The organism is Massilia atriviolacea, assembly GCF_003953935.1.
Classification (GTDB): domain Bacteria; phylum Pseudomonadota; class Gammaproteobacteria; order Burkholderiales; family Burkholderiaceae_D; genus Telluria_A; species Telluria_A atriviolacea.
This window is the reverse complement of the sequence record NZ_RXLQ01000011.1, coordinates 23025-48934: the sequence shown is the minus strand read 5'-3', so window position 1 is coordinate 48934 and position 25910 is coordinate 23025. Positions and strand designations below refer to the sequence as shown.

Annotated in this window: 25 protein-coding genes; 13 read left to right on the top strand and 12 right to left on the bottom strand. The window is 64.7% G+C overall.

Annotated features, from left to right (window positions below; translation table 11 throughout):
* Positions 1-432: 432 nt before the first annotated feature.
* From EJB06_RS20415 to EJB06_RS20400, 4 genes are all read left to right on the top strand, one after another.
* The gene (locus tag EJB06_RS20415; protein WP_054267055.1) at positions 433-810 is read left to right on the top strand and encodes a phiTE_015 family protein; all 378 of its coding nucleotides are present in this window, start codon (positions 433-435) and stop codon (positions 808-810) included.
* Complete coding sequence (locus EJB06_RS20410) at positions 810-998, top strand: DUF1653 domain-containing protein (protein ID WP_126075868.1); 189 nt, start codon at positions 810-812, stop codon at positions 996-998. The genes EJB06_RS20415 and EJB06_RS20410 overlap by 1 nt, the downstream gene beginning before the upstream one ends.
* A gap of 60 nt (positions 999-1058) precedes the next feature.
* Positions 1059-1526, top strand: a complete 468-nt coding sequence (locus EJB06_RS20405) for a CreA family protein (RefSeq protein ID WP_370660142.1) — start codon at positions 1059-1061, stop codon at positions 1524-1526.
* A gap of 88 nt (positions 1527-1614) precedes the next feature.
* The gene (locus EJB06_RS20400) at positions 1615-2067 is read left to right on the top strand and encodes a hypothetical protein (protein WP_126075866.1); all 453 of its coding nucleotides are present in this window, start codon (positions 1615-1617) and stop codon (positions 2065-2067) included.
* Positions 2068-2252: 185 nt separating this feature from the next.
* Here EJB06_RS20400 and EJB06_RS20395 read toward each other — a convergent pair whose 3' ends face one another.
* Positions 2253-3746, bottom strand: a complete 1494-nt coding sequence (locus EJB06_RS20395; protein WP_126075865.1) for a leucyl aminopeptidase — start codon at positions 3744-3746, stop codon at positions 2253-2255.
* A 59-nt stretch (positions 3747-3805) separates the two neighbouring features.
* Between EJB06_RS20395 and lptF the strand changes: the two genes are divergently transcribed.
* The 3 genes from lptF to EJB06_RS20380 are packed head-to-tail and all read left to right on the top strand — an operon-like array spanning position 3806 to position 6497.
* Positions 3806-4948, top strand: coding sequence for an LPS export ABC transporter permease LptF (lptF, locus tag EJB06_RS20390; RefSeq protein WP_126075864.1), 1143 nt, complete (start codon positions 3806-3808; stop codon positions 4946-4948).
* A complete protein-coding gene (gene lptG, locus EJB06_RS20385; protein WP_126075863.1) occupies positions 4945-6126 on the top strand; it encodes an LPS export ABC transporter permease LptG in 1182 nt (393 codons plus the stop codon). Before lptF ends, lptG begins: the two co-directional genes overlap by 4 nt.
* On the top strand, positions 6126-6497 hold the full coding sequence (locus EJB06_RS20380) for a sirohydrochlorin chelatase (protein ID WP_126075862.1): 372 nt from the start codon (positions 6126-6128) through the stop codon (positions 6495-6497). The genes lptG and EJB06_RS20380 overlap by 1 nt, the downstream gene beginning before the upstream one ends.
* Positions 6498-6507: 10 nt before the next feature.
* Here EJB06_RS20380 and EJB06_RS20375 read toward each other — a convergent pair whose 3' ends face one another.
* The gene (locus EJB06_RS20375; RefSeq protein WP_229427180.1) at positions 6508-7527 is read right to left on the bottom strand and encodes a LacI family DNA-binding transcriptional regulator; all 1020 of its coding nucleotides are present in this window, start codon (positions 7525-7527) and stop codon (positions 6508-6510) included.
* A gap of 176 nt (positions 7528-7703) precedes the next feature.
* Here EJB06_RS20375 and EJB06_RS20370 point away from each other — a divergent pair, with 176 nt between their 5' ends.
* The gene (locus EJB06_RS20370; protein ID WP_126075861.1) at positions 7704-9347 is read left to right on the top strand and encodes an alpha-amylase family glycosyl hydrolase; all 1644 of its coding nucleotides are present in this window, start codon (positions 7704-7706) and stop codon (positions 9345-9347) included.
* On the opposite strand, the gene EJB06_RS20365 is transcribed toward EJB06_RS20370, so the two are convergent.
* The 4 genes from EJB06_RS20365 to EJB06_RS20350 form a co-directional block, all read right to left on the bottom strand.
* On the bottom strand, positions 9344-9670 hold the full coding sequence (locus EJB06_RS20365; RefSeq protein ID WP_229427179.1) for a hypothetical protein: 327 nt from the start codon (positions 9668-9670) through the stop codon (positions 9344-9346). The two genes, EJB06_RS20370 and EJB06_RS20365, sit on opposite strands and share 4 nt — an antisense overlap.
* A 70-nt stretch (positions 9671-9740) precedes the next feature.
* Positions 9741-9917 (bottom strand): hemin uptake protein HemP, encoded by a 177-nt coding sequence (hemP, locus tag EJB06_RS20360; protein WP_126075860.1) that lies wholly within the window; start codon positions 9915-9917, stop codon positions 9741-9743.
* A gap of 33 nt (positions 9918-9950) precedes the next feature.
* A complete protein-coding gene (locus tag EJB06_RS20355) occupies positions 9951-11006 on the bottom strand; it encodes an AraC family transcriptional regulator (RefSeq protein ID WP_229427178.1) in 1056 nt (351 codons plus the stop codon).
* A gap of 7 nt (positions 11007-11013) precedes the next feature.
* Positions 11014-11940: a GGDEF domain-containing protein gene (locus EJB06_RS20350; RefSeq protein ID WP_126075858.1), complete on the bottom strand. Its 927-nt coding sequence runs from the start codon at positions 11938-11940 to the stop codon at positions 11014-11016.
* Between the two features lie 1198 nt (positions 11941-13138).
* On the opposite strand from EJB06_RS20350, the gene EJB06_RS20345 reads away from it, so the two are divergent.
* From EJB06_RS20345 to EJB06_RS20335, 3 genes are all read left to right on the top strand, one after another.
* Positions 13139-15715 carry a TonB-dependent receptor gene (locus tag EJB06_RS20345; RefSeq protein WP_126075857.1) on the top strand — a complete coding sequence of 859 codons (2577 nt, stop codon included), beginning with the start codon at positions 13139-13141 and terminating at the stop codon, positions 15713-15715.
* A 7-nt stretch (positions 15716-15722) separates the two neighbouring features.
* Positions 15723-17294 carry a phytase gene (locus tag EJB06_RS20340; protein WP_229427177.1) on the top strand — a complete coding sequence of 524 codons (1572 nt, stop codon included), beginning with the start codon at positions 15723-15725 and terminating at the stop codon, positions 17292-17294.
* 216 nt (positions 17295-17510) lie between these two features.
* Positions 17511-17954, top strand: coding sequence for a hypothetical protein (locus EJB06_RS20335; RefSeq protein ID WP_126075855.1), 444 nt, complete (start codon positions 17511-17513; stop codon positions 17952-17954).
* On the opposite strand, the gene cobA is transcribed toward EJB06_RS20335, so the two are convergent.
* Genes cobA through EJB06_RS20305 form a run of 6 tightly spaced genes read right to left on the bottom strand, consistent with a single transcriptional unit; the run spans position 17943 to position 24070 of the window.
* Positions 17943-18710: a uroporphyrinogen-III C-methyltransferase gene (cobA, locus tag EJB06_RS20330; RefSeq protein ID WP_126075854.1), complete on the bottom strand. Its 768-nt coding sequence runs from the start codon at positions 18708-18710 to the stop codon at positions 17943-17945. The genes EJB06_RS20335 and cobA overlap by 12 nt on opposite strands.
* A 44-nt stretch (positions 18711-18754) precedes the next feature.
* Complete coding sequence (locus EJB06_RS20325; RefSeq protein WP_126075853.1) at positions 18755-20089, bottom strand: sulfate adenylyltransferase subunit 1; 1335 nt, start codon at positions 20087-20089, stop codon at positions 18755-18757.
* A complete protein-coding gene (gene cysD / locus EJB06_RS20320) occupies positions 20089-21027 on the bottom strand; it encodes a sulfate adenylyltransferase subunit CysD (RefSeq protein ID WP_126075852.1) in 939 nt (312 codons plus the stop codon). The genes EJB06_RS20325 and cysD overlap by 1 nt, the downstream gene beginning before the upstream one ends.
* A 46-nt stretch (positions 21028-21073) precedes the next feature.
* Positions 21074-21799, bottom strand: coding sequence for a phosphoadenylyl-sulfate reductase (locus EJB06_RS20315; protein ID WP_126075851.1), 726 nt, complete (start codon positions 21797-21799; stop codon positions 21074-21076).
* Between the two features lie 8 nt (positions 21800-21807).
* On the bottom strand, positions 21808-22389 hold the full coding sequence (locus EJB06_RS20310; RefSeq protein WP_126075850.1) for a DUF934 domain-containing protein: 582 nt from the start codon (positions 22387-22389) through the stop codon (positions 21808-21810).
* Positions 22382-24070 carry a nitrite/sulfite reductase gene (locus tag EJB06_RS20305; RefSeq protein WP_126075849.1) on the bottom strand — a complete coding sequence of 563 codons (1689 nt, stop codon included), beginning with the start codon at positions 24068-24070 and terminating at the stop codon, positions 22382-22384. The genes EJB06_RS20310 and EJB06_RS20305 overlap by 8 nt, the downstream gene beginning before the upstream one ends.
* Before the next feature lie 214 nt (positions 24071-24284).
* Here EJB06_RS20305 and EJB06_RS20300 point away from each other — a divergent pair, with 214 nt between their 5' ends.
* On the top strand, positions 24285-25226 hold the full coding sequence (locus EJB06_RS20300; RefSeq protein ID WP_126075848.1) for a CysB family HTH-type transcriptional regulator: 942 nt from the start codon (positions 24285-24287) through the stop codon (positions 25224-25226).
* A gap of 32 nt (positions 25227-25258) precedes the next feature.
* The gene (locus EJB06_RS20295) at positions 25259-25909 is read left to right on the top strand and encodes a class I SAM-dependent methyltransferase (RefSeq protein ID WP_126075847.1); all 651 of its coding nucleotides are present in this window, start codon (positions 25259-25261) and stop codon (positions 25907-25909) included.
* Position 25910: the final 1 nt, after the last annotated feature.

Genomic DNA, 25910 nt, shown 5'->3' with positions numbered 1-25910 from the left:
TCGCGTTAAATGTGGCGTTCGTGCAAGAACATGCTCGGAGTTAACAATCTTGCCCTTGTATGCCCCTTGCATACGCTTGTGTTATCAACACTTTTATCGAAAAAATACCGTGGAGATGTTAAACTTTGTTGTCCCCGGGATTTAACCACTCGCGAGATGTAATTAGATGTAACAACAGGCGGACAAAACAACGATTTTGGACTATTGTTACTCATGGGGAATAAAAAATTGCATTCTTATAACGCACGGAGTAATATACTCAAATCTGGCCGGTGGTGGTGAGAACCAACGGTCGGAATCCGTAGCGTGAAGAGTTACACGCCCTTAAAGTTTGTGACGGCTTCATGACACATTCTGCAAGGTGGTACTAGTTAAAACAATTCTGTTTTGATTAGTGGAGAAATGCGAAGACAGCATTTGTAAAGGATTAAAATGCGAAGTGCATTTGAAGCATGGGCGCAGCGCGATGGTCATATCGTTCGACGCCGAGAAGATAAGCCCGATGAATATCTGGTGTTTGAAACACAACGCCGCTGGGTAATCTGGCAAGCGGCGCTGGCGCACGGCAAAACGGCCGCGGCGACAGCGAAATATTCGGCGCAAAAAGCCGCCTCGAAAGAGTCGGCCGAACCGGTACGCGCAAGCGCACCGGCGTCGGATGAAACCGCAGTGCGCAACCGGGTTCTGAATGAAGTTCTTGACGCTTTTAGCGACCTCGACGATACCGCCGGTATCGAAGGTGTCCTGAAGGTCATCCAGGGCTTGAAGAAGAAGCAGAAAGCTCTCGCCGAAGACAAGACTGAGAGTTGATGCAATACCGGCACTACAAGGGTGGCCTGTACGAATTGGTGTGCGTGGCCACTCTTGAATCGGATCTCTCGGAGATGATCGTGTATCGCGCAGCGGACGGTTCTATTTGGACGCGGCCGAAGGACGTGTTCTTCCAGCTGGTCGACGTCGACGGCATTCTCGTGCCGCGCTTCGCGCCGGTCTCCTAGTCATGCCCGCCGTTCCGGCATCGATCTCCCGTACCATTTTCCAGGAATAACACTATGCGCATGATCCGCCTCGCTCTGAGCCTCGCGCTGTCCGCTGCCGCCGTCGGCGCCGCCGCGGAAACCGTGGGCTCGGTCGATACCGCTTTCAAGCTGATCGGCCCCGACCACAAGGTCGTGGTCGAAGTCTTCGACGACCCGCTCGTCGGCGGCGTGAGCTGCTACCTGTCGCGCGCCAAGACCGGCGGCATCAAGGGGGCCGTGGGACTGGCCGAAGACAAGGCCGAATCGTCGGTGGCCTGCCGCCAGGTCGGCCCGATCGCCTTCAAGGGCAAGGTGCCGCGCCAGGAAGAAGTATTCAGCGAGCGCGCCTCGATCTTCTTCAAGCACGTGCGCGTGGTGCGCATGGTCGACACCAAGCGCAATGCGCTGGCCTACCTCGTGTATTCGGACCGCCTGATCGACGGCAGCCCGAAAAACAGCGTGACCGCCGTACCGGTGCCGGCCAACCAGCCGATTCCGCTCAAGTAGCCGTGCTCCGGTAGTATTCAGGAATCCCGGGCTGCTGCCGTAAACGGGATGGAAGCGTTGGATCGAACGACTACCCTGGATGGACACGATGGCGATTATTTTACGGACCGGCGCGCTGGCGCTGCTTGCTGCCCTGGGCGGCTGCGCGACGATCAGCGAATCGAACCAGCAGCCCCTGATGGTGCACACGATCCTCGACAACCGCGAGATCGGCGGCGCCGGCTGCGTGCTGACCAACGACAAAGGGCGCTGGTTCGTCACCTCGCCCGGCCATGTGACCGTGCAAAAAAGCGCGGGCAATCTGTTCGTCGACTGTAAGAAGGATGGCATGGCCGTCGGGCGGGATGTGGTGGCGTCGAGTGCGAATGCCAGCGCCACCGTCGGCAATGCGGTGCTGACCGTGGGCCTCGGCTACCTGCTCGACAAGCGCACCGGCGCCGGCTTCGATTATCCCGCGACCCTGACGGTGCTGATGCGCCGCACCGGCGAGCGCGATTACCGCAACGATCCGCCGGAGATGGCGGGCAGCGCGCTGCACTAGGGTACCCGCCCAGGAATCAATCCGATTTTTGGCTTCCATCGGCGGCGCGTCGGGCGCCTGGCATCGCATCCGGCGATGTTCGCCAGAATTTCACATGGATGTCTGTCCGGGTCCTTGGCGCGCCGCGTCCGGCGCAAAGAAAAAGCGGCCGCCGGGCCGCTTTTTCGTTTCTGCGAGGTTTGCGCTTACACGCGGTTGATCAGGAAGGTCGACAGCAGCGGCACCGGACGGCCGGTCGCGCCCTTGGCGCCACCCGATTTCCATGCGGTGCCGGCGATGTCCAGGTGCGCCCAGGTGTACTTGCGCGTAAAGTTCTCCAGGAAGCAGGCCGCCGTCACGCTGGCGCCGCCCGGCGTGCCGATGTTGGCCAGGTCGGCGAAGTTGGACTTGAGCTGCTCGTTGTAGGCTTCTTCGATCGGCAGGCGCCATGCTGTATCGCTGGCGGCCTTGCCGGCGGCCAGCAGTTCGCCGGCCAGCTGCTCGTGGGCCTCGTCGCTGCGCGTGAACAGACCGGTGTTGTGATGGCCCAGGGCCACCACGCAGGCGCCGGTCAGGGTGGCGATGTCGATCACCGCGGCCGGGTTGAAACGCTCGCAGTAGGTCAGGGCGTCGCACAGCACCAGGCGGCCTTCGGCATCGGTGTTGAGCACTTCGATGGTCAGGCCGTTCATCGAGGTGACGATGTCGCCCGGCTTGGTGGCGCGGCCCGACGGCATGTTTTCGCAGGCGGCGATCACGCCGATCACATTGAGCTTCAGCCCCATTTCGCCGATCGCGCGGAAGGTGCCCAGCACCGAGGCGGCGCCGCACATGTCGTACTTCATTTCATCCATGCCCGGACCGGCCTTGATCGAAATGCCGCCCGTGTCGAAGGTGATGCCTTTGCCGACCAGGACCACCGGCGCATCCTTGGCCTTGCCGCCCATGTGCTTGAGCACGATGAACTTGGGCGCTTCTTCGCTGCCGTTGGTGACCGACAGGAAGCTGCCCATTTTCAGGGCCTGCAGCTGCTTGCGGTCCAGGACTTCGACGTCGAACTTGTAGTCCTTGGCCAGCTTGCGCGCGGTGTCGGCCAGGTAGGTCGGGGTGCACACGTTGGCCGACAGGTTGCCCAGTTCCTTGGTCAGGTCCATGCCGTTGGCGATCGCAATGGCCTGCGCCAGCGCGGTCTTGACTGCGGCCGTGGCGTCCGTCGCCAGGGTGATCTTGCGCACGCCGGCCGGAGCCGGGTCCTTCTTGCTCTTCTGGCCGTCGGTGCGGAAAACGCTCTCGTGGGCGGCGCAGACGATGGTGCGCACGGCCCAGGAAACGTCGCGCTCTTTCACATCCGTCATGGGTAGTGCGATAATGGCGTCCGCGGCGCCCAGCGAGGCGAAAGCCTTGAGCGTCGCGTTCACTGCGGAAGTGAAGCTTTTTTCGCTGACCGTTTCGTCGTTGCCCAAGCCGACCAGCAGCACGCGCGCCGCGCCGCTGCCGGACATGCCGCGCAACAGCAGGGTCGAACCGGCCTTGCCGGTAATGTCGCCGGACTTGAGCGCAGCCGTGATGTCACCACCCTGGTCGAGGGCTTTTGCAGCCGCCGACAGTTTTTTGTTTTCGAATACCGCAACCGCGATGCATCCGGTTTTGGCCGACGTGATGGTGTTCTTTGTGTCGAATGCTTTTATGCTAAAGTCCATTTGAATCTCCGTTTCGTGTTTGTGACGCGCACTGCCTAACCTGTGATTATAACTTTCGAATGATCTTTCAACGCGCCTTGCAACGTGAATTGGCCAGTTCGGCCGGAACGACTTTCACTGTGCTGTTTTCCATCGTCGCCACCTGGACCCTGATCTCCATCCTCGGCAAAGCCGCGGGCGGAAAGGTCGGTTCGAGCGACGTGCTGGCGTTGATCGCCTTCGCAACGCTGAATTATCTGCCAACTATCCTGACTCTCACCAGCTTTATTTCGGTGCTGGCGGTGGTCACGCGCAGCTACCGCGATTCCGAGATGGTGGTGTGGTTCGCCTCGGGCCTGTCGCTGACGCGCTGGATCCGTCCCATCCTCACCTTCGGCATTCCGATGATGGTCCTGACCGGGGCCCTGAGCCTGTTCGTGACGCCATGGGCCAAGATGAAAAGCACCGAATTCGTCCAGCGCTTCGAAAAGCGCGAGGACCTCAAAAAAGTCTCGCCCGGCCAGTTCAAGGAATCGTCGTCGAGCAACCGCGTGTTTTTCGTCGAAGCCGTGACCGGCGAATCGACCGTGGTGCAGAACGTGTTCGTCAACACGGTCGACAAGAACGTCAACTCCGTCATCGTCGCCAAGGAAGGCGTGATCGAATCGGACGGCAAGGGCGGCCAGTTCCTGGTGCTCAAGAACGGCCGCCGCTACCAGGGCGTGCCGGGGCAGGCCGATTTCCAGTCGATGGAGTTCGGCCGCTACAGCATGCGCGTGGCCAGCAAGAGCGCCTCGATGGATGGCGATGTGTCGTCGGACGCCATGTCGACCCGCGAGCTGCTCGAAACCCCGAACCGCTTCACCCAGTCCGAACTGCTGTACCGCATCGCCGCGCCGATCACCTGCCTGCTGCTGGTGCTGCTGGCGGTGCCGCTCGGCTTTGTCAATCCGCGCGCCGGCAGTGCGGCCAACCTGATCATCGCGCTGCTGATCTTCTTCACCTACATTAACCTGACCAAGCTGGCCGAAGCCAATGTCCGCCAGGGCAAGGCCGATTTCTACATGGCCTGGTGGCCGCTGCACCTGATCGTCGCCATCTGCATCGTCGTCATGTTCGCGTGGCGCCTGAACGTCAACCACCGTTACCACCCGCTGGTGCTGTGGGCGGCGATGAAGCGCGGCCGCATCGACCACGCCGCACCTGCGGGAGGCGCGCAATGAAGGTCCTTCAACGCTATTTCGCGGTCTCGATCGCGCAGGCCGTCGCCTTTGTGCTGGTCGCCTTCCTGGCGCTGAGCGCCTTCATGGACCTGACCGGCGAACTGCCTTCGGTCGGCAAGGAAGGCTACGCGATCCAGCACGCCTTCCTGTACGTGCTGCTGCGCGTGCCGTTCCACGTGTACGAGGTGATGCCGGTGGCGACCCTGATCGGCACCATCTATACGATGGCGCAGTTCGCGTCGAGCTCCGAGTTCACCATCATGCGGGCGTCGAGCATGTCGACCCAGATGGCGGCCTGGATGCTGTTCAAGATCGGCTTCGTGTTCGTCATCATCACCTTCGTGTTCGGCGAGCTGATTGCGCCGCGCACCGCGCCGCTGGCCGAAAAGCTCAAACTGAGCGCGCGCGGCGCCACCGTGTCGCAGGAGTTCCGCTCCGGGATGTGGACCAAGGATATCGTGCGCAGCGAAGGCACCAAAGGCGCCGTCACCGGTTCGCGCTTTTTCAACGTGCGCCAGTTCCGCACCGACGGCCAGATGCTCGATGTGCGCCTGTACGAGTTCGATACCAACTTCCGCATGCGCTCCCTGATCACCGCCGCGCGCGCCGTCTTCACCGGCAACAGCACCTGGCGCCTGGAAGAGGTGACCGAGACGCGCTTTACCAACACGCGCGAACTGCCGCCGCCGGGCGGCAAGATCGCCGCCGCCGGCACCCAGGGCACCTTCGGCCAGGAGACCAGCATGGTCGCCACGCGCAAGCTGCCGAGCATGGACCTGGTGTCCGAGATCACGCCGAAGATCATCTCGGTGTCGGCCTCCGACCCGGTGCGCATGTCGGCCACCGAGCTGGCGATCTACACGCGCCACCTGTCCGAGAACAAGCAGGAGACCGAGCGCTTCAAGATCGCGTTCTGGAAGAAGCTGTTCGACCCGCTCGCCATTTTCGTGCTGATGGCGCTGGCGCTGCCGTTCGCCTACCTGCACACCCGCAGCGGCGGCGTGAGCCTGAAGATCTTCATCGGCATCATGATCGGGGTCGGCTTCATCCTGATCAACAACCTGTTCGCCCACGTCGGGCTGCTCAGTTCCATGCCTGCCGTGCTGACGGCGATCGCCCCGAGTTTGCTATTCCTGCTATTGGCCCTTGCGGCGCTATGGTGGGTGGAAAGACACTGATGACCCGCGCCCTGATCCTGTTTGCCCACGGCGCCCGCGCCGCCACCTGGGCCGCGCCGTTCGAGCGCTTGCGCGAGCTGACCCAGGCCCGCGTACCAGGCGTGCCGGTGTCGCTGGCTTTCCTCGAATTGATGGAGCCGCGCCTGCCCGAGCGCGTGGCCGAACTGGCGGCGCAGGGCGTGACCGCGCTGACGGTGGTGCCGGTATTCCTGGGGCAGGGCGGGCATCTGCTGCGCGACCTGCCGCTGATCGTCGAGGAACTGCGGCGCGATCACCCCGGCATGGCCATCACGGTGTCCGGCGCGGTCGGTGAAGACGCCAGCGTGCTGGCGGCGATGACCGATTTCTGCGTGGCGCAGCTGTCGACGTAGACCGGCGGGGTTAACGCACCCGGCGCGTGGTTTCGCGCACCACCAGTTCGAGCGGCGGGATCTGCGCCATCACCGGTTCGCCGTTGATCAATGCCAGCAGGGCATTGGTGGCGATGCGGCCCATGTCGTACAAGGGCTGGCGGATGGTGGTCAGCGGCGGCGTGGTGTACGAGGACCCCGGCAAATCGTCGAAGCCGACCAGGGAAATATCGTCCGGCACCCGGATGCCCTTGCGGTACAGGCACAAGCGCACCCCGTACGCGCTCAGGTCATTCGCCGCGAACACCGCCGTGAACTGCTGGTTGGTCTCGAACAGGTGGTTCACCGCCAGCAGGCCGCCGGACTCGTGGAAGTCGCCGCCGACCACCAGTTTCTCGTCATACTCCAGGTCCGATTCGGCCAGCGCGCGCTTGTAGCCGACCAGGCGTTCGTCGGCGTCGCGGTGATGCGACGGCCCGGTGACGAAGGCGATGCGGCGGTGGCCCAGTTCGACCAGGTGGCGCACCGCCATGAAGGCGCCGTTTTCGTTATCGAGCTTGAAACCGAGCGCGCTTCTGGTGCGCAGATCGCGCCCGGTGGAGACGATCGGGCGGTGGTTCGCGAACTGCAGGATGGTGTCGTCTTCCAGATGGCCCGACAGCAGGATGATGCCGTCGACCTTGCGCGCCAGCAGAAGGCGGATGCGCTCCGTTTCTTCCACCGCGTTCCAGTGGCCGGAGACGATCACCGAGGCGTAACCGGTGCCCTTCAAGCCATCGTCGACGCCGCGCAGGGTCTCGTCGAAGAAGGGGCTCGAAATGTCCTGCACCACGATCCCGATGGTCATCGAACGCCCCTTCTTGAGGCCTTGCGCCATCTGGTTCGGGGCGAAGTGCATCTTCTCGATCGCGGCCATCACGGCGGCACGCTTGTCGTCGGAGACTTTGGCGGTGCCGTTGAGGATGCGCGATACGGTGCTCGGCGAGACGCCGGCGTGACGCGCGACATCGATCAATGTGGAGGGTGGGGCAGCGTTGTCGTGGTCGGTCAAGGGATGGTCCTGGTAGGGTGCGGAACGGCTGTCACCGCGAGATTACCATAACTGGAACGACCCACGAAATAAACAGCCGCCCGTAGTGTACACAGCTTGCCGACCTTTGAAAACGTTTTCATGCACGCCGGCTGGATCGACGGCCGGTGCAGCCCCGGCGCGGTAGAATACCGGCCATGATCGCACCCGTCCGCACCCCCAGACGCACCCCCACCCGCACCCGCTCGTCGCTGCTGCCGCACCGCGGTGCCCACGGCGTGCGCTTTACCTACAACGGCGCGCCCGGCACAAGCTCGGTGGCGCTGGCCGGCACCTTCAACAGCTGGTCGGGTCAGGCGGCGCCGCTGGCGCGTGTCGGCCCGCTCACCTGGCAGCTGGACTTGCCGGTCGCGCCGGGACGACATCATTACAAGTACGTGATCGACGGCGTCGACTGGATCGCCGATCCGGCCAATGGCTGGATCTCGGAAGACGGGCAGGGTAACTCCTGCTTTACGGTGTACGACGCGGGCGAGGTGTTCGTGCGCGACGGCGCGGCCTCGCGCGCGGCGCCCGGCACGCTGTATCGCGAGTGCGCGGCCGTGGCCAGCCCGGCATGGCTGAACGATGCCGTCGTCTACCAGCTGTCGGTGCGCGCGTTCGGCGGCACGTTCAAGGGCATGCGCGCGCGCCTGGCTTACCTGCAGGACCTCGGCGTAAACACGGTCTGGATGATGCCGGTCCATCCGGTCGGGCTGCTGCGCCGCAGCGGCGCCCTGGGCGATCCTTACGCGGTGCGCGACTTTACCGCCATCGACCCGGCGCTGGGCGAAGCGCACGATCTGTGCGCGCTGATCGCCGACATGCAGCAGCGCGGCATGCGCGTGATCTACGACTGGACCCTGAACCGCGCCAGTTGCGACAATGTGCTCACGGCCGACCACCCGGACTGGTTCACGCGCGATGCCGATGGGCAGATCATGTATGCGGTGCCGGGCCGCGACAGCTTTGCGGGTTTCGATTTCGGCCACAGCGACTTGCGCGCCTGGCTGATCGCGGCCATGCAACAGTGGATCAAGCGCTTTTGCTTCGACGGCCTGCGCTTCGACGATGCCGATATCACCCCGCGCGACTTCCTGGAGCAGATCCGCGCCGCGCTGCTGCCGGTGCGCCCCGGCCTGGCGCTGATCGCCCACTCGTGCGACGAACTGCATCACCTGGCCGCCTGCGACCTGACGCACGACGGCAGCCTGCGCGAGACCATCGACGGCATCGCCGCCGGCCGCGCCACGGTGGCCGACCTGCACGCGCTGTGGGAAGAGTCGACCTACACCTTCCCGCGCGGGGCCTTGCGCCTGCGCTGGCTGGAAGAAAAAGAGCAGGGCCGCGCGCTGGCCTTCTTCGTCGCGCAACCCTACCGTTGCCCGTCGCTGCACATCGCCGCCGCCGCCGTGCTGCTGACCATGGACGGCGTGCCGCACATCATGATGGGACAGGAATTCTGCGAGCCGCGCTGGCGCGGCTGGACGTCGCTGTTCGACGATTTTTCGCTCGACTGGAACGGCTACGACGCCTACACCGCCGGTCATTACCGGCGTTTGATCGCGCTGCGCGCCGCCTGTCCCGCCCTGCGCGAGGGCACGCTCGACTTTGTCGATACCGGCTCGCCCGGCGTGCTGGCGTACTGGCGCAGCACCGCCGCCCAGCGCGTGCTGGTGGTGGTCAGCCTGACGGCGCAAGGCGGCGTGCCGCCGGCCGCGCTGGACGGCTTGACCATCCTGGCGGCCGACCATGCCGACGCCGGCGACCTGTGCGGCTTCGGCTACCTGATCGCAGCCTAGTGCTGGCGCGCGCCGCCCACGAAGCGCTTGAACAGGGTCGGGCGCGCCGGGCGCGGAAGCGCCTGGTCGACCACCGCCGCCCACTGCTCCGACAATTGCTGGCAGGTCGCGCGCAGCACAGGATTGAGGTCGCCATGGCTGGCCAGCGCCTTCAGGTGGCGCTCGATGACCGAGGCCAGCTTCAGGCACGGCCCGGCCTGGGCGGCATTCGCACTGTAATGGGACATCAGGTGCAGCGCGGCCGAGACCAGCAGTTCGGGCTGGGGCGGCGCGCCGGCCGGTGCGGTAACTGCGGGTCCTGCCATGTCGATAGCGATAGCCATTGCGTTGCTCCTGTCGAAAAAAGGGGGGCTGGCTCGCGGGTGCAACGCTGGCTGGCTGGGGGTTGGTGGTTCAGGCGGTCAGGATCAATTTGCCCAGCCGGGTGACCCGCAGTTCGTAGATTTTGCCGTCGTGTTCGATCTGGATCGACTTGCCCTGGCGCAGCAGTTCCTGGCTGTTGACGCGCAGCGGAAGCGCAGGTGCGGCTGGCGCCGGGATCGCGCGCACGGGTTGTTGGGTAGTATTCATCGCTGCCTTTCAGTGAATGAGAACAATTCTCATTTAGATTATGGCCGATGTGTCTCCCGATTGCAAGCGATAAGCGTCCAGGCTCTGTCTTAACAGCATGGGCGTCATGCCGGTCCAGCGTTTAAATGATCTACGGAAATTATTTGCGTCATGGAATCCGAGATGGCGCGCCACCGCATCGTTGTCGTGGCGCCCGCCGTGGAACAGGTGCAGGGCGACATGGGCGCGCACCTGGTCGAGTTCGGCCTGGAAGTGGCTGCCGTGGCGCGCCAGGTGGCGTTTCAGGGTGGCCGGGCTGACCCCGAACTTGAGCGCGCACTGTTCCAGCGTGGGCGCGCTGCGGATATGCGCGAGCAGGTAATCGTAGAGGGCGCACAGGATGCTGCGCTGGCCGCCGGCGTGCGCCGCATCGACGCTGCGCCGCGCCACCGCCGCCGCCATCGCGTTGGCGCGCGGCCAGGGGCGGTCGAGCCAGGCCGCGTCGATCAGCATGGCGTCGAGGTGGCAGTGAAAGCGCAGCTGCTCGCCCAGGTGCACCTCGTGCTGTTCGGTGTAGCGCGGCGGGGTGCGGTTGAAGCAGTAGCGCCACGGCAGGCGCTCCCCGCTCAGCCAGCGGCACATGGCCGTCATGGCCGTCATGTGCATCTCCACCAGGAAGCCGCGCTGCTGGCCGGCGCCGAAACTGTCGGTCCAGTACAGCACCGCCAGGGCGCCATCGTCGCGCAGGCGCGGCGACAGCAAAGGGCACAGCTGCATCTGGAAGCGCACCAGCAGGGCGATTGCCTCGCGCAGGCTGTGGGCGTGCATCAGCGCGTGGCTCAGGGCCCCGAAGTGCCCGGGCAGCATCTGCTGGCCCAGCATGAAACTGGTCTCCGGGCTTTTCAGCCCGGCCGCCACATTCGCCAGCAACTGCAGATATTCGGCGGGGCTGATGGCTTGCTGCGCGTCCGGCGCCTGCAGGTCGTCCATGCCGGTGCCGGCCAGGATCGCGCGCGGCGCCAGCTCGCGCGAACGCGCGTAGTCGAGCACCAGCGCCGGCTGGTGCTGCGCCACGATGCAGGCGTCGCCCGCTTGCAGAAGGCGGCTCAAGACCGGCTCACGCGGGCGCGGCGAAGCTGCTGGCATCCTCCGTCGCCGCTGGCGGCTGCGGCATGCGCCGTTCCAGCGCGCGGTTGATTTCCTTGAGCAGCTGGCGCGGCTCGATATCCACATGGCGCACCGCGTAGCGCACCGTCACCTGCAGCGCTTCTCCGCTGCCGTTGGTGTGGTGGCGCAGGGTCGCCACGGCGCGCCGCAACTGCTCGGCCAGCGCGCGCGCGGTATCGCCGTCGGTGGCCGGCAGCAGGATCGCGAAGCGGTCGCCCGCGTAGCGGCACAGCAGGTCGGTGCGGCGCAGGTTCAGGAGCAGGGTATGGGTGACCGCCTGCAGCAGGCGGTCGCCTTCGCGCTGGCCGTGGCTGCGGTTAATCAGGTGGAAGCTGTCGATATCGACCATCAGCAGGCAGCATGCCGGGCCGGTGCCGCGTTCGTGCTCGATGCGCAGCTGCGCGCGCAGGTAGTCGGCGTCGCCCACCTGCGTGAGCGGATCGAAGGAGCGGTGGTCGCGGAACAGGCGCTCGCGCTTGTGCAGGTGCTCGTTGAGCATGAACTGCTCGCGGCGCCAGTCGAGCAGGCCGCAGGTGAGGGCGGCCATGCCGGCCAGGCTCAGGCCGCTCTCGATCACATGGTTCCATAGCTGGCCTTTGGGCACGCTGAAGAATTCATCGAGGCAGTCGGCGCAGGCGCCCAGCATCAGGCCGGCCAGGCCGGCGGCCAGCAGCGCCGTCACGCGGCCGGGCGGGCGCGAGCTCAAGACCAGCACGAACCACACGCCGGCCATCAGCGCGATGCTCGCCTCGCTGGCGATATCGATCCACTTCCACTCGGCCGGCGGCTTCGGCACGCCGGCGAACGCATATAAAAAGCAGCAGGCGAGAAAGGCCAGCAGGGCCAGGACGAGCGGAGTGCGATGTGAACGGAGCATGGGCGGAAGGCCGAAGCCTTGCATGAGGGTGATACGTTCCGATACTAGCCCGCGCACGTGACAGGACGATGACAGGCGGGGGTGCAAACAGCGCAGCGGCCCCAGTCCGATCGGCTCACCCCGTGTCCACCCCGGTGCCAGGTCTGACAATCGGACACGGTCTCAGCCTTAAATAGTTGTTTTCGTGTCTTTGTCCACCCCTGTCCACCCCGGTGCCAGGTCTGACAATCGGACACGGTCTCAGCCGTAAATAGTTGTTTTCGAGTCTTTGTCCACCCCGGTGCCAGGTCTGGCAATCGGACACGGTCTCAGCCTTAAATTGTCCACCCCGGTGCCAGGTCTGACAATCGGACACGGTCTCAGCCTTAAATAGTTGTTTTCGTGTCTTTGCAGATCAGTTTGTGTCCGATTGTCAGACCTGACACCGAAGTGGACAGACACCGAAGTGGACACGGTCTCAGCCTTAAATAGTTGCTTTCGTGTCTTTGCGGATCAGCTCGTGTCCGATTGTCAGACCTGGCACCCAAGTGGACACAGATCAGTTTGTGTCCGATTGTCAGACCTGACACCGAAGTGGACACGGTCTCAGCCTTAAATAGTTGCTTTCGTGTCTTTGCGGATCAGCTCGTGTCCGATTGTCAGACCTGGCACCCAAGTGGACACAGATCAGTTTGTGTCCGATTGTCAGACCTGACACCGAAGTGGACACGGTCTCAGCCTTAAATAGTTGCTTTCGTGTCTTTGCGGATCAGCTCGTGTCCGATTGTCAGACCTGGCACCCAAGTGGACACAGATCAGTTTGTGTCCGATTGTCAGACCTGACACCGAAGTGGACACGGTCTCAGCCTTAAATAGTTGCTTTCGTGTCTTTGCGGATCAGCTCGTGTCCGATTGTCAGACCTGGCACCCAAGTGGACACAGATCAGTTTGTGTCCGATTGTCAGACCTGACACCGAAGTGGACACGGTCTCAGCCTTAAATAGTTGCTTTCGTGTCTTTGCGGATCAGCTCGTGTCCGATTGTCAGACCTGGCACCGAAGTGGACAGGCACCGAAGTGGACATCGGGGGAGGGGGCATTTCAGCTCACCGGGGGCCGTTAATGGCGCTAGCGGCCTTGGTGGCGGCCTGCGTGTCACGAGATGGACATAATCGGCCTCTAGACTTCGCCCTGTTTTTCACCCATCCCACGGCGATTCCATGAACAGCGACAAACAACAACAGCGTCAGCGTGCAGTGCCGGCCAGGCTTCCGCGCCTGTCCTTCATTGCCTTCGGCATCCTGCAACTGTGCGGCGGCGCCGCCCACGCGGCCGACAGCGCCGCCGGCGCGAGCGAGGCAAGCGCCATCCCGGCCGACACCGTCGTCATCGCGGGCCAGCGCTCCAGCATGAAGCGCGCCCTGGCGGCGCAGCAGAAGGCCGACAATATCGTCAGCATCGTCAGCAGCGACGATATCGGCGGCCTGCCCGACAAGAACGCCGCCGAGGCCCTGGCCCGCCTGCCCGGCGTGGCGGTGCAGCGCGACCAGGGCGAAGGCCGCTACATCGTGGTACGCGGCATGGGCCCCGATTACAACGCCGTCACCATCAACGGCGCCTCGGTGCCGTCGCCGGAAGCGGGCCGCCGCGCGGTCGCTCTCGATGTGCTGCCGGCCGGCCTGATTCGCTCGCTGGAAGTCTCCAAGACCCTCATGCCCGACCAGGATGCGAATTCGCTGGGCGGCTCGGTCGACGTCAAGGCGCTGTCGGCCTTCGACTTGCCCGGCACCGCGCTGTCGTTCCATGCGGGCGCGAGCCGCGACCAGAATACCGGCAAGACCAGCCCCAACGCCGGCGCCTTGTGGGCCGAGCGCTTCCTGGACGGGAAACTCGGCGTGGCGGCCGGCATCAGCGGCGAGCGGCGCAAGTTCGGCTCGGATAACGTGGAAACCGGCGGCGCCTGGAGCGGCGGCAAGCTGTCCGGTTTGGAGATGCGCAATTACCTGCCCGAGCGCGAACGCAATGCGCTGGCGCTGAACCTCGACTACCGCCCGCAGGCGGGCCAGTCGCTGTTCCTGCGCACCTTCGTGAGCGAGTTTTCGGACGATGAAGTGCGCGACCGTCTGTCGATCAGCAATATCGGCGGGGACCACGTGGCGCCCGATACGCCCTTTACCGCCCGCGCCGAACGGCGCCTGCGCCAGCGCAAATACACGCAGCGCATCACGTCGGCCGTGACCGGCGGCGAGGCCCGCTTCGGCGAATGGAAACTGGCCGCCTCGGGGGGCGCCAGCCGCGCCACCGAAGTTACACCGGAGAGTATCAACGATGGCCGCTTCCGCGCATCGTCCAATGTGGCCGGCCTGCGCTTCTCCGGCACCGAGGTGCCGCGCCTGAGCGGCCCTGCCAGCCTGTCCGACCCGGCCAGCTACAAGCTGCAGGGGATCACCCTGCAGGCGCGCGACAGCGCCGACGCCGAGCGTCATGTCAGGGTCGACCTGGGCCGCAGCCTGGCGCTGGGCCAGGCCGCCGCCGACGTCAAGGGCGGCATCAAGATCAGCCGCCGCAGCAAGGAAAACGACACCGAGCAGTGGGGCTACACCAGCAGCAAAGCGACCAGCGGCAATTACTGGGGCCCCGGCGCCGTGGGGATGAGCGGGTTCACCCAGGGTGCGCTCGATTATCCTTTCGCCAGCCTGGGTCCGGGCCTGGATGCGGCCGCGATCCGCGCGCGGGTGTCTGGCCTGGACCGCGCCGGCGCCAGGCTGACGGAGGAGTCGAACCTCGACGACTTCAGCATGGACGAGGATATCGACAGCGCCTATCTGCAAGCCGGCGCCGACATCGGCCGCTGGCGCCTGCTGGCCGGCATGCGCCACGAGCGCACCAGCTTCGCCGCGCGCGGCCGGCAAGTGTCGGAAGATGGCCTGCAGCCGCTCTCGCGCAGCAAATCGTATTCGAACTGGCTGCCCAATGTGCAGGCGCGCTTCGACATCGACAAGGACACCAGCGTGCGGGCGGCGTGGACCAACGCCGTCGTGCGCGCCAACTTCAGCCAGCTGGCGCCGGGTATCAGCCTGGCCAGCAATACCGAGGCGGTGATCGGCAACCCCGACCTGAAACCGCTGGAAGCATCCAACCTGGACCTGGGCATCGAGCGCATGCTCGGCGCGGACGGCGCCATGTCGGCCTACCTGTACTCGAAGGACATCAAGAACTTCAGCTACACCACCGACCTCGCGGGCAGCGGGGCGTGGGCCGGCTATACCACCGCGACCAGCTACGCCAACGGCGACAAGGCGCGGGTGAACGGCATCGAGCTGGCGTACTCGCAGTCGCTGCGCATGCTGCCGGCGCCGTGGAACGGCATCATCGTCGGCGCCAACGCCAGCTTCAACGACGCCAAGGCCACCATCGGCCGCTTCGACAAGGCCAGTGGCGGCCAGTTGACGCGCCAGATCCGCCTGCCCGGCCAGTCGAAGCGGATCCTCAACCTGATGCTCGGCTACGAAAGCGGCCCGCTCAGCACCCGCCTGGCGCTCAATCGCAAGTCGTCGTATCTGCTGGAAGTGGCGGACGACATGCTCGATGCCTCGCAGGACCGCTATGTCGATGCCCAGCGCCAGGTCGATTTTTCGCTCGGCTACCAGATCAACAAGCGTGTGCAGCTGGTCTTCGAGGGCATCAACCTGAATAATCAAACCTATTATGTATATCAAGGCACGAAGCCGTATAACGTCCAGTACGAGCAGTACGGCCGCACCTTCAAATTGAGCCTGAAAGCGAATTTTTTCTGAGATGACCATGCAAAAACACCTTACCCGCGCAGCCGCCGTGCTGTGCATCCTGGCCGGCACCACGGCGCACGCGGCCGACCGCATCGCGCTCGGTGGCGGCGGCTGGCTGTCGCTCGACAAGCACGCCTTGCAGCTGACCGACGCCGCCGGCAAGGAGCTGGCGCGCCTGCCGATGCGCGCCAGGCAGCTCGATGCGCGCACCAGCAAAGGCAGCGGCATCGCCGTGGTGCTCGATGCCGATACCCAGCACGCGCTGCCGATCCGCGTCGACGTGCGCCGCGGCGAACTGGCGCGCCTGGCGCCCCTGCCGCAGCAGCCCTTCGGCCTGGAAGGCCTGTGCCTGTTCCGCGACCGCCAGGGACTGGACTTCCTGTTCGTCGCGGCCAAGGACGGCCAGGCGGAGCAATGGCTGATGCACGGCGCCACGCCGCAGCTGGTGCGCAGGTTGAGCATGCCGCTCGATTCCGGCCAGTGCAAGGTGGACGACGCGCGCCACACCCTGTATGCGAACGAGGAGGGCGTCGGCACCTGGGCCTATGAGGCCGACAGCGAGGCCGCGCCGGCGCGCCGCCTGCTCAAGGCCGGTGCGCGCCTGCCGGCCGGGCCGGCCGCGTCGCCGGCGGTGGTGGTCGAGCCGCGCGCGCAGACCATGCCGGTGGCGCGCCTGGGCGACGTGGCGGACGATCCGGCGATCTGGGTCCACCCGGTCGACGCGAGCCGTTCGCGGGTGCTGGGCACGAACAAGAAGCAGGGGCTGATGGTGTACGACCTGCAGGGCAGACAGCAGCAGTTCCTGGACGTGGGCCGCCTGAATAATGTGGACCTGCGCCAGGGCGTGATCATGGACGGCAGGCCGCTCGACCTGGCGGTGGCCAGCCAGCGCGACGACAACAGCGTGGTGCTGTTCGGCGTCGACGCCGACGGCAAGGTGGCCGAGCTGGCCCGCTTTGCGACCGGCCTTCGGGAAGTATACGGCATCTGCCTGTTCCAGCCGCGCAGCGGTGGGCTGGAAGTGATCGTCAACGACAAGGGCGGGGCGTTCCGCCAGTTCCGCATCGCCCGCAGCGGCGAGGCGTGGAGCGGCACGCTGGCGCGCGAGTTCAAGGTGGACAGCCAGCCGGAGGGTTGCGTCGCCGACGAGCGCAACGAGCGCCTGTTCATCGGCGAGGAAAAGCGCGGCGTGTGGACCCTGGCGGCCCGCAGCGACCAGCCGTCGGCGCGCAAGATGGTGCTCGGCGTGGGGCGCGACCTGCGCGCCGATGTGGAAGGCATGGCGATCTACGAGGGCGCCACGGGCGCGTACCTGATCGTGTCGAGCCAGGGCGACAGCAGTTACGTGGTGCTCGATGCGCAGGCGCCGTACAAGGTGCGTGGACGCTTCAAGGTGGGCTTCAACCTGGCCGACGGCATCGATGGCACTGCCGATACCGATGGACTGGATGTGACGCCGAAGAACCTGGGCGGGCCGTATGCGCAGGGCATGCTGGTGATCCAGGATGGCTACAAGCGCATGCCGGACGGGCCGCAGAACTTCAAGTATGTGAGTTGGGAAGACGTGGCGAAGGCGCTGAAGCTTTAGTCGCGTACGTGTTGCGTACGTATTGCGTACGTCTTGCGAGCCGTCGTCCCCGCGAGCGCCGCCCTGGCGCGGGGATGACGGCGATCGCTGGCGGGAAGGCCGTCAGGGAATTTGCGGTCGGTTTGTTCTGGATCAGTTACGGGCGTGTGCGGGGTTTGACTGGGCTGGCGTTTGCGCTCAGAATTTCCCGAATCCCTATTCTGTCCGGTATCCATCATGCTCAGTTCACTCCTGAAGCTGCTGCTCCGCGAAGTCTCCCAGATCGCCCGGCACGGCCGCAATTCGCTCATCGCACTGGCGGCCGAACGGCGCGCCGCCATGCGCCTCGACCGCCTGGCCGACCGCCTCGCGGGCATGGGCTACAAGATCGAACTGCTGCGCAAGCGCATGGAGCAGGGCCTCGACGATGCGCTCGACGCCGACGCCACCTTGCGTGAAGGACTGAGGGGATTGAAGGACGATATCCGCACCGTGCGCAGCCAGCTGGTTTCGCTGAGCGGGCCAGGCAGCTCGCCGCGCCTGCAGCGCGCCTTCAACCGCCTGTCGGCCATCGCCGAAAAAACCTACGCCGCCGCCGACAAGCTGCAATGGGAAATCGATGCGCTGGAACCGCAGGGCGGGCCGCAACAAGCGCCCCCCGACCAGCGCTCAAGCGCTTAGCTGCGCTCCATCCACGCCTACGCCGCCTTGCGCGGTATCGAGCGGCTGCCTGTCGCGCAGCTTCATGGCGTCTCCCAGCATCACCAGCACCGGGCCATGCGCCGGCCCCAGGCCGTGCGCCAGCGTCGCCAGGGTCAGGCGCAGGATGCGCTGTTCCGGACGGCTGCAGTTTTCGATCACCACCACCGGGGTATCCGGCCTGCGGCCCTGGTCCAGCAGGCGCTGGGCCGTGACGATCGCTTCGCGCCCGCCCATGTACTGGACCAGGGTGTCGGTATCGGGGATGGCGGTCTGGCCGTCCAGTTCGGGCGCGGTGCTGGACGTGAAAAACGCCACGCTGCGGGCCACGCCACGCTTGGTCAGCGGCTGCCTGGTGGCCGCCGCCGCCGCCACCGCCGTGGTAATGCCCGGTACGACTTCCACCTCGATGCCGGCTTCTTCCAGCGCGCGCAATTCCTCGTCGGCGCGCCCGAACAGCATCGGGTCGCCGCCCTTGAGGCGCACCACCAGCGCGTATTTATGCGCGCTGTCGACCAGCTGCTTGTTGATGAAGGCTTGCGCCGTCGAGAGCTGGCCGCAGCGTTTGCCGACCGCGATTCTCACCGCCTGCGGACACAGTGCCAACATCTCGTCGGTCACCAGGGCATCGTGCAGCACCACGTCGGCCTGCTCCAGCAGGCGCGCGCCGCGCAGGGTGATGAGGTCCTGGGCGCCGGGGCCGGCGCCGATCAGATAGACTTTTCCGAGTGTTGACATGCTGTGTTCCTTTTGCTGGCTTCCTGAGCTGGCGCCGACTGTTTTTACGCGTCCAGCCGGATCATACCAGCGGCGACCGTCTGGTGAGTAACTTCATCGATCAGGATGAAGGCGCCCGTTGCGCGGATGTCGGCGTAAGCGTCGGCCGCCAGCGGCTGCTGCACGGTCAGGCCGATGCGCGCGATGTCGTTCAGCTTCAGGCCGTCGGCCGCGTGGCGCTGCTGGGTATTGATGTCGAGCAGGGTATCGACGCCGGTGATCTTGGCCGAAGTCTGCTTGGTGCCATGCTTGATCCAGTACTTGCGGCGCATGTCGAGCGGCTCGTCCGACATCCAGCACACGTCCGCCTTGAGCGTCTTGAGCAGGGTCGCCGGCTGGCCGGCGCCGGCCAGCAGGTCGCCGCGCGAGATGTCGAGGTATTCGCCCAGCAGCAGGGTGATCGACTGGCCCACCACGGCCGACTGGTGCGAGCCTTCCAGGGTCAGGATATCCTTGACGGTGGCGCTCTGGCCCGACGGTTGGACCACCAGCTTGTCGCCCACGCTGACCTTGCCCGCTTCGATGCGGCCCATGTAGCCGCGGAAGTCGTTCGCTTCGTGGCCGTTGTGGCGCGCCACCAGCTGGACCGGGAAGCGGAAGGGCGCGGCGTGCGATTCGTCGTAGACCGACAGCGATTCGAGCAGCGAGATCAGGGTCGGACCCTGGTACCAGCCCATTTTTTCGCTCGACTCGACCACGTTGTCGCCGGTCAGGGCGGACAGCGGAATCGGCGTGATGTCTTTCAGGCCCAGGGTTGCGGCGAACTCCTTGTAGGCCTTGACGATGCGGTCGTACACGGCCTGGTCGTAGTTCACCAGGTCCATCTTGTTGACGGCGACGACCACGTGCTCGATCTGCAGCAGGTGGGCGATGGTCGAATGGCGCTTGGTCTGGATCAGCAGCTCGACATCATTGCCGTCCGCGCCGCCGTCTTCGCGCAGCTTGACCTTGGAGACGTCGATCAGGATGATCACCGCGTCGGCGGTCGAGGCGCCGGTGACCATGTTGCGGGTGTACTGCTCGTGGCCCGGGGTGTCGGCGATGATGAACTTGCGCTTGGGCGTGGCGAAGTAGCGGTAGGCCACGTCGATGGTGATGCCCTGTTCGCGCTCGGCTTCCAGGCCGTCGGTCAGCAGGGACAGGTCGACCGCGTCGCCCACGGTGCGCTTGTGCTTCGAGCGCGACATGGCGTCGAGCTGGTCGGCGAAGATGCCTTTGCTGTCGAACAGCAGGCGCCCGATCAGGGTGCTCTTGCCGTCGTCGACCGAGCCGGCGGTGATGAAGCGCAGCAGGCCGCGTTCGGTCGGGGTGTCGTTATGATTGTCGATACGGGCGTTCATCAGAAGTATCCTGCTTTCTTGCGTTTTTCCATCGAGGCTTCGGAGGTCTGGTCGTCCATCCGGGTGGCGCCGCGTTCGGTGATCTGGGTAATGGCGGTTTCGGCGATGATCGCTTCGACCGTCGAGGCGCTCGAGCTCACGGGGCAGGTGCACGAAATGTCGCCGACGGTGCGGAAGCGCACCACCTGGGTTTCGACGGTTTCGCCGTCGCGCGCCGGGGTCAGGTCGGTCAGCGGCACCAGCAGGCCGTTGCGCGGGATGACCTGGCGTTCGTGCGCGAAGTAGATCGGCGGCAGGGCCAGTTTTTCGCGCTGGATGTAGAGCCACACGTCGAGTTCGGTCCAGTTCGAAATCGGGAACACGCGCATGTTTTCGCCCGGGTGCACGCGGGTGTTGTACAGGTCCCACAATTCCGGGCGCTGGCCCTTCGGGTCCCACTGGCCGAATTCGTCGCGGAAGGAGAAGATGCGTTCCTTGGCGCGCGCCTTTTCTTCGTCGCGCCGCGCGCCGCCGATGCAGGCGTCGAATTTGTGTTCGGCGATCGTTTCCAGCAGGGTGACCGCCTGGGCGGCGTTGCGCGAGTCGGTCTGCGGATGACGCAGGCGCACGGTGCCGCGCTTGATCGAGTCTTCGACCGAACCGACGATCAGGCGCTCGCCCAGTTCCGCCACGCGGGCGTCGCGGAAGGCGATCACTTCCTCGAAATTGTGGCCGGTGTCGATGTGCACCAGCGGGAACGGGAATTTGCCGGGGCGGAAGGCCTTTTCGGCGAGGCGCAGCAGCACCACCGAGTCTTTGCCGCCCGAGAACAGCAGGGCGGGGTTGGCGCATTCGGCGGCGACTTCGCGCAGGATGTGGATCGCTTCCGATTCCAGCGCATCGAGGTGGCGCGCATTGACGTCGGTCAGTACGCGCGGGGTGTCGGTCAGTGTAGTCATGGTGGCTAGGGCCTTTGTTTTTCTATGGTGGCGCTGAGGGTGAGCTCTATGCGGCCACGGATTTAATGCGAATCAGTTTTCCATCGACCATATGCAGGCCGCATTCCTTGGAGTCCGGATTTTCCCACCACCAGCGGCCGGCGCGCACGTCTTCGCCCGGCTCCACCGCGCGCGTGCAGGGTGCGCAGCCGATCGAAGGGAAGCCCTGATCGTGCAGCGCATTGTATGGCACGCCGTTGTCGCGGATGTAGTTCCACACGTCCGCCTCCGACCAGTCGGCCAGCGGGTTGAACTTGGCCATGCCGTGCGCGGCGTCGTCTTCCTGGATGTCGAGCTGCGCGCGCGTGCTCGATTGCGAACGGCGCTGGCCGGTCACCCAGGCCCTGTTGCCGGCCAGGGCGCGTCCCAGCGGTTCGACCTTGCGGATGCGGCAGCACTCGCGGCGCATGTCCACGCTCTCGTAGAAGGCGTTCAGGCCGTGCTGCGCCACGTAGGCGTCGACCGCTTCCGGCTGGGGCTTGTACAGCTTGACGTCATAGCCGTAGGCGGCCTTGACCTGGTCCAGCACCGCCAGCGTTTCCGGATGCAGGCGGCCGGTTTCGAGCGAGAAGATCCCGATCGGCAGATTGGCCTTGAGGATCAAGTCGGTCAGGACCATGTCTTCGGCGGCCAGGCTGGAGGCGAATACTGCCGGCGAATAGTCGGCGGCGATGCGCTCCAGGGTGGCGCGGGTGCTGGCGACGAGGGCGAGGAGGGCGCTGGTGTCGGTCATGGCGGGCCTCAGATGCCGTAGCCGGCGTCGCTGCTGTCGATGCGCACGTCGCGCTCGTGGCGGCGGAACAGCGGCGCCTTGACGTCGACCGAGGCCTGGTAGACCTCGGAAAAATCGGTCAGGCCCTTGAGCGCGTCGTGGATGTTGCGGTCCTGGCGCGTGGCAAAGGCGTCGAAGCCGCAGCGCTGCATCTGGAACAGCTGGTCGCGCAGCACGTCGCCGATGGCGCGCAGTTCGCCGGTGTAGCCGAGGCGCATGCGCAGGTTGAAGGCGGTCGAGTAGCCGCGGCCGTCGGTGAACTTGGGGAAGTCGATGGCGACCACCGCGAATCGGTCCAGCTCACCCTTGAGCGCTTCGGCGCGTTCGTCGGGCGCCAGCCAGACGCCGATGTCGGCGCGGGCCGATAGCGCTGCGCGCTGCGCCTGCCATACGGCCAGCGGCACGATCACTTTGCCTTCCGGGACCACGACCGCGTCCGGCGCTTCGGCGGCGCTGCCGGCCTCAGGATCGGCTTGCGCCAGGCGCAGCACGCTCCAGTCGTCGGCGACGACCGCGCGCTGTTTGATGATTTCTTTGTGCGACTCAAGCATAGTGGTCTTCTCCAACCAGTTCGCCCGCCTTGATCGGCGTGGCATACACATGTTCCTTGAACGGGGCGACACCGAGGCGCTGGGCGGTGTCGACGAAGCGTTCGTCTTCGTGGCGTTCGCGCACGTACACCTGCAGCAGGCGGTCGATCACTTCCGGCATTTGCAGCGCCGAGAACGACGGGCCGATGATCTTGCCGATGGCCGCGTTGTTGCCCTGCGCGCCGCCGATCGAGACCTGGTACCACTCGCTGCCATCCTTGTCGACACCGAGCACGCCGATCGAGCCGACGTGGTGGTGGCCGCAGGCGTTGATGCAGCCCGAGATATTCAGTTCGATCTCGCCGATGTCGTGCTGGTAGTCGATGTCGTCGAAGCGTTCCGCGATCGCGGCGGCGATCGGGATCGACTTGGCGTTGGCCAGCGAGCAGAAGTCGCCGCCGGGGCAGCAGATGATGTCGGTCAGCAGGCCGATGTTCGGCGTCGCCAGGCCGTGCGCCTTGGCTTCCTGCCACAGCGCGAACAGGGCCGACTGCTTCACGTCCGCCAGCACCAGGTTCTGCTCGTGCGTCACGCGCAGTTCGCCGAAGCTGTAGCGGTCGGCCAGGTCGGCCACGAAGTCGATCTGCGTGGCGGTGGCGTCGCCCGGCGGCACCCCGGTCTTTTTCAGCGACAGCAGCACGATGGCGTAGCCGGGCACCTTGTGCGGCTTGACGTTCCGGGTCAGCCAGTTGCCGAAGGCTTTGTTGTCGGCGTGTTCGGCGCGCGCATCGATGTCCGGCAGCGTCTCGTAGGCCGGCGGCGCGAAGTAGGCCGCCACGCGCGCCATCTCGTCCTCGGTCAGGGTCGATGCGCTGTCTTTCAGGTCCAGCCATTCTTCCTCGACCTGGCGCGTGAATTCCTCGGCGCCCATGGCCTTGAGCAGGATCTTGATGCGCGCCTTGTACTTGTTGTCGCGCCGGCCGTAGCTGTTATACACGCGCATGACCGCTTCGATGTAGGTCAGCATGTGACGCCACGGCAGGAAGTCGCGCACCACGCTGCCCAGGATCGGGGTGCGGCCCATGCCGCCGCCGACCATGACCTTGAAGCCGATCTCGCCGTCCCCGTTGCGCACCACGGTCAGGCCGATGTCGTGCACGGCGATCGCCGCGCGGTCTTCGACGGCGCCGTTGATCGCCACCTTGAACTTGCGCGGCAGGGCGGCAAATTCGGGGTGGAAGGTGCTCCACTGGCGCAGCACTTCGGCGTACGGGCGCGGGTCGATGATTTCGTCCGCCGCCACGCCGGCGTATTCGTCGGAGGTGATGTTGCGGATGCAGTTGCCCGAGGTCTGGATGGCGTGCATCTCGACCGAGGCCAGATCGAGCAGGATGTCGGGCGTCTGTTCGAGCTCGATCCAGTTGAACTGGATGTTCTGGCGCGTGGTGAAGTGGCCGTAGCCGCGGTCGTACTTGCGGGCGATGTGGCCGAACATGCGCATCTGGCTCGAGGACAGCAGGCCGTACGGGACGGCGATGCGCAGCATGTAGGCGTGGCGCTGCATGTACAGGCCGTTTTGCAGGCGCAGCGGCAGGAATTCGGCTTCGGTCAGCTCATCGTTGATGCGGCGCTCCACCTGGCTGCGGTATTGGGCGATGCGCTCCCTGACGATGAGATGGTCGTATTGGTCGTAACGGTACATGTGTCATCCTGAATATGTGTGTGCCGGTCGGGCTTCTTCGGGGTCATAGCCATCAGACTGTCCCCAAACTAGCCTCAATAGTAATAAACTCGGCCTTTATTCCAAAGGACTAAGAATTTATTTGCTTATATGCGTATCCGGCATAAGCATTCTTATAAAATGCTGGTAGATATTTATTTTGAGTATCTTTCCGGCCTGCGAGATCAAAAAAGCAATGAACCTCCATCAATTACGCTTCGTGCGCGAAGCCGTGCGGCAGAACTACAACCTGACCGATGCGGCCAAGGCCCTGTTTACATCCCAGCCCGGGGTGTCGAAAGCCATCATCGAGCTGGAAGAAGAGCTCGGCGTGGACATCTTTACACGCCACGGCAAGCGCATCCGTGGCTTGACCGAACCGGGCCGGCTGGTGCTGGAGTCGGTCGAGCTGATCATGCAGGAAATCGATAGCCTCAAGCGTATCGGCAAGGAATACGCAGCCCAGGACAGCGGCAGCTTCACCATTGCCACCACGCACACCCAGGCGCGCTACACCCTGCCGAAAGTGGTGCAGGCCTTCATGCTGAAGTACCCCAAGGTACGCCTCTCCCTGTTGCAAGGCAACCCGCGCCAGATCGCCGAAATGGTCCAGCGCGACCAGGCCGACCTGGCCATCGCCACCGAATCGATTGCCGGCATCGACGGCCTGATCACCTTGCCATGTTATCAATGGGAGCATGTGGTGGTGGTGGTGCCCGACCATCCCTTGCTCAAATCCAAGGCCGTCTCGCTGGAAGAGATCGCCGGTTATCCGCTGATTACCTACGACGGCGCCTTCGCCGGGCGCAGCAAGATCGACCACGCCTTCGGCCTGCGCGGGCTGAAACCGGACGTGCTGCTCGAAGCCATCGACGCCGATGTCATCAAAACCTATGTGGAACTTGGCATGGGTATTGGTATCATAGCGGGCATGGCCTTCGACGCCGAGCGCGACAAGAACCTGCGCGCGATTCCGGTGGGGCATCTGTTCGGCATGAACATTTCGCGCGTGGCAGTCAAGCAGGGCGCCTATCTGCGCAGCTATATCTATACCTTCATCGAATTGCTGGCGCCGACCCTCAACCGCAAGCTGGTCGAGTCGGCCATGAGCGGCACCAAAGAAACCTACGAGCTGTAACAGCCTGACACGTCCATTACTTCAAGAAAAACATGATCACCGAACAATCTGCACAGTTTTACGCCAAGAGCGCCTCCAACCACGACCGCATCTACGACCGGCCGGAACGCAAGGACGACCTGGCCGCCATGCGCGGCCACGTGGCCGAGACCCTGCGCGGGCATACCGTGCTGGAGCTGGCCTGCGGTACCGGCTACTGGACCGCCGTCATCGCCGGCACGGCCGACAAGGTGGTCGCCACCGATATCAATCCGGAAATGATCGCGCTCGGCAAGCTGCGCGCGCTGCCGGCCGACAAGGTGGAATTCAGGGTGGCGGACGCCTGGAACCTGCCGGACGATATCGGCAGCTACACGGCGCTGTTCATCGGTTTCTGGTGGTCGCACGTCAAGCGCGAAGAGCAGGAGCGTTTCCTGGCGCACTTGCGCAGCAAGGTCGGCGACGATATGTTCCTGGTCCTGCTGGACGATGTGTATGTGGAAGGCAGCAGCGACACCGTGGCGCGCACCGATATGGAAGGCAATACCTACCAGATCCGCATCGCGCCCGATGGCGAGCGCTACGAGATTCCCAAGACCTATCCCTCCGACAGCGCCCTGCGCAAGAAGCTGGCCTCGTCCGTGCGCGAAATCAAAATCGTGCGCCTGGAATATTATTGGCTGCTGACCTGCCGCCTCAAGTAAG

Bases quoted from the DNA above. Each gene is read 5' to 3' on its own strand.
- EJB06_RS20325 (WP_126075853.1), bottom strand. From the start codon at position 20,089: ATGAACGCCCGTATCGACAATCATAACGACACCCCGACCGAACGCGGC.
- EJB06_RS20300 (WP_126075848.1), top strand. From the start codon at position 24,285: ATGAACCTCCATCAATTACGCTTCGTGCGCGAAGCCGTGCGGCAGAAC.
- EJB06_RS20380 (WP_126075862.1), top strand. From the start codon at position 6,126: ATGACCCGCGCCCTGATCCTGTTTGCCCACGGCGCCCGCGCCGCCACC.
- EJB06_RS20310 (WP_126075850.1), bottom strand. From the start codon at position 22,389: ATGCTTGAGTCGCACAAAGAAATCATCAAACAGCGCGCGGTCGTCGCC.
- EJB06_RS20395 (WP_126075865.1), bottom strand. From the start codon at position 3,746: ATGGACTTTAGCATAAAAGCATTCGACACAAAGAACACCATCACGTCG.
- EJB06_RS20415 (WP_054267055.1), top strand. From the start codon at position 433: ATGCGAAGTGCATTTGAAGCATGGGCGCAGCGCGATGGTCATATCGTT.
- EJB06_RS20405 (WP_370660142.1), top strand. From the start codon at position 1,059: ATGATCCGCCTCGCTCTGAGCCTCGCGCTGTCCGCTGCCGCCGTCGGC.
- EJB06_RS20400 (WP_126075866.1), top strand. From the start codon at position 1,615: ATGGCGATTATTTTACGGACCGGCGCGCTGGCGCTGCTTGCTGCCCTG.
- EJB06_RS20365 (WP_229427179.1), bottom strand. From the start codon at position 9,670: ATGGCTATCGCTATCGACATGGCAGGACCCGCAGTTACCGCACCGGCC.
- EJB06_RS20340 (WP_229427177.1), top strand. From the start codon at position 15,723: ATGCAAAAACACCTTACCCGCGCAGCCGCCGTGCTGTGCATCCTGGCC.
- hemP (WP_126075860.1), bottom strand. From the start codon at position 9,917: ATGAATACTACCCAACAACCCGTGCGCGCGATCCCGGCGCCAGCCGCA.
- EJB06_RS20335 (WP_126075855.1), top strand. From the start codon at position 17,511: ATGCTCAGTTCACTCCTGAAGCTGCTGCTCCGCGAAGTCTCCCAGATC.
- EJB06_RS20295 (WP_126075847.1), top strand. From the start codon at position 25,259: ATGATCACCGAACAATCTGCACAGTTTTACGCCAAGAGCGCCTCCAAC.
- EJB06_RS20305 (WP_126075849.1), bottom strand. From the start codon at position 24,070: ATGTACCGTTACGACCAATACGACCATCTCATCGTCAGGGAGCGCATC.
- EJB06_RS20315 (WP_126075851.1), bottom strand. From the start codon at position 21,799: ATGACCGACACCAGCGCCCTCCTCGCCCTCGTCGCCAGCACCCGCGCC.
- cobA (WP_126075854.1), bottom strand. From the start codon at position 18,710: ATGTCAACACTCGGAAAAGTCTATCTGATCGGCGCCGGCCCCGGCGCC.
- cysD (WP_126075852.1), bottom strand. From the start codon at position 21,027: ATGACTACACTGACCGACACCCCGCGCGTACTGACCGACGTCAATGCG.
- lptF (WP_126075864.1), top strand. From the start codon at position 3,806: ATGATCTTTCAACGCGCCTTGCAACGTGAATTGGCCAGTTCGGCCGGA.
- EJB06_RS20410 (WP_126075868.1), top strand. From the start codon at position 810: ATGCAATACCGGCACTACAAGGGTGGCCTGTACGAATTGGTGTGCGTG.
- EJB06_RS20370 (WP_126075861.1), top strand. From the start codon at position 7,704: ATGATCGCACCCGTCCGCACCCCCAGACGCACCCCCACCCGCACCCGC.
- lptG (WP_126075863.1), top strand. From the start codon at position 4,945: ATGAAGGTCCTTCAACGCTATTTCGCGGTCTCGATCGCGCAGGCCGTC.
- EJB06_RS20350 (WP_126075858.1), bottom strand. From the start codon at position 11,940: ATGCTCCGTTCACATCGCACTCCGCTCGTCCTGGCCCTGCTGGCCTTT.
- EJB06_RS20345 (WP_126075857.1), top strand. From the start codon at position 13,139: ATGAACAGCGACAAACAACAACAGCGTCAGCGTGCAGTGCCGGCCAGG.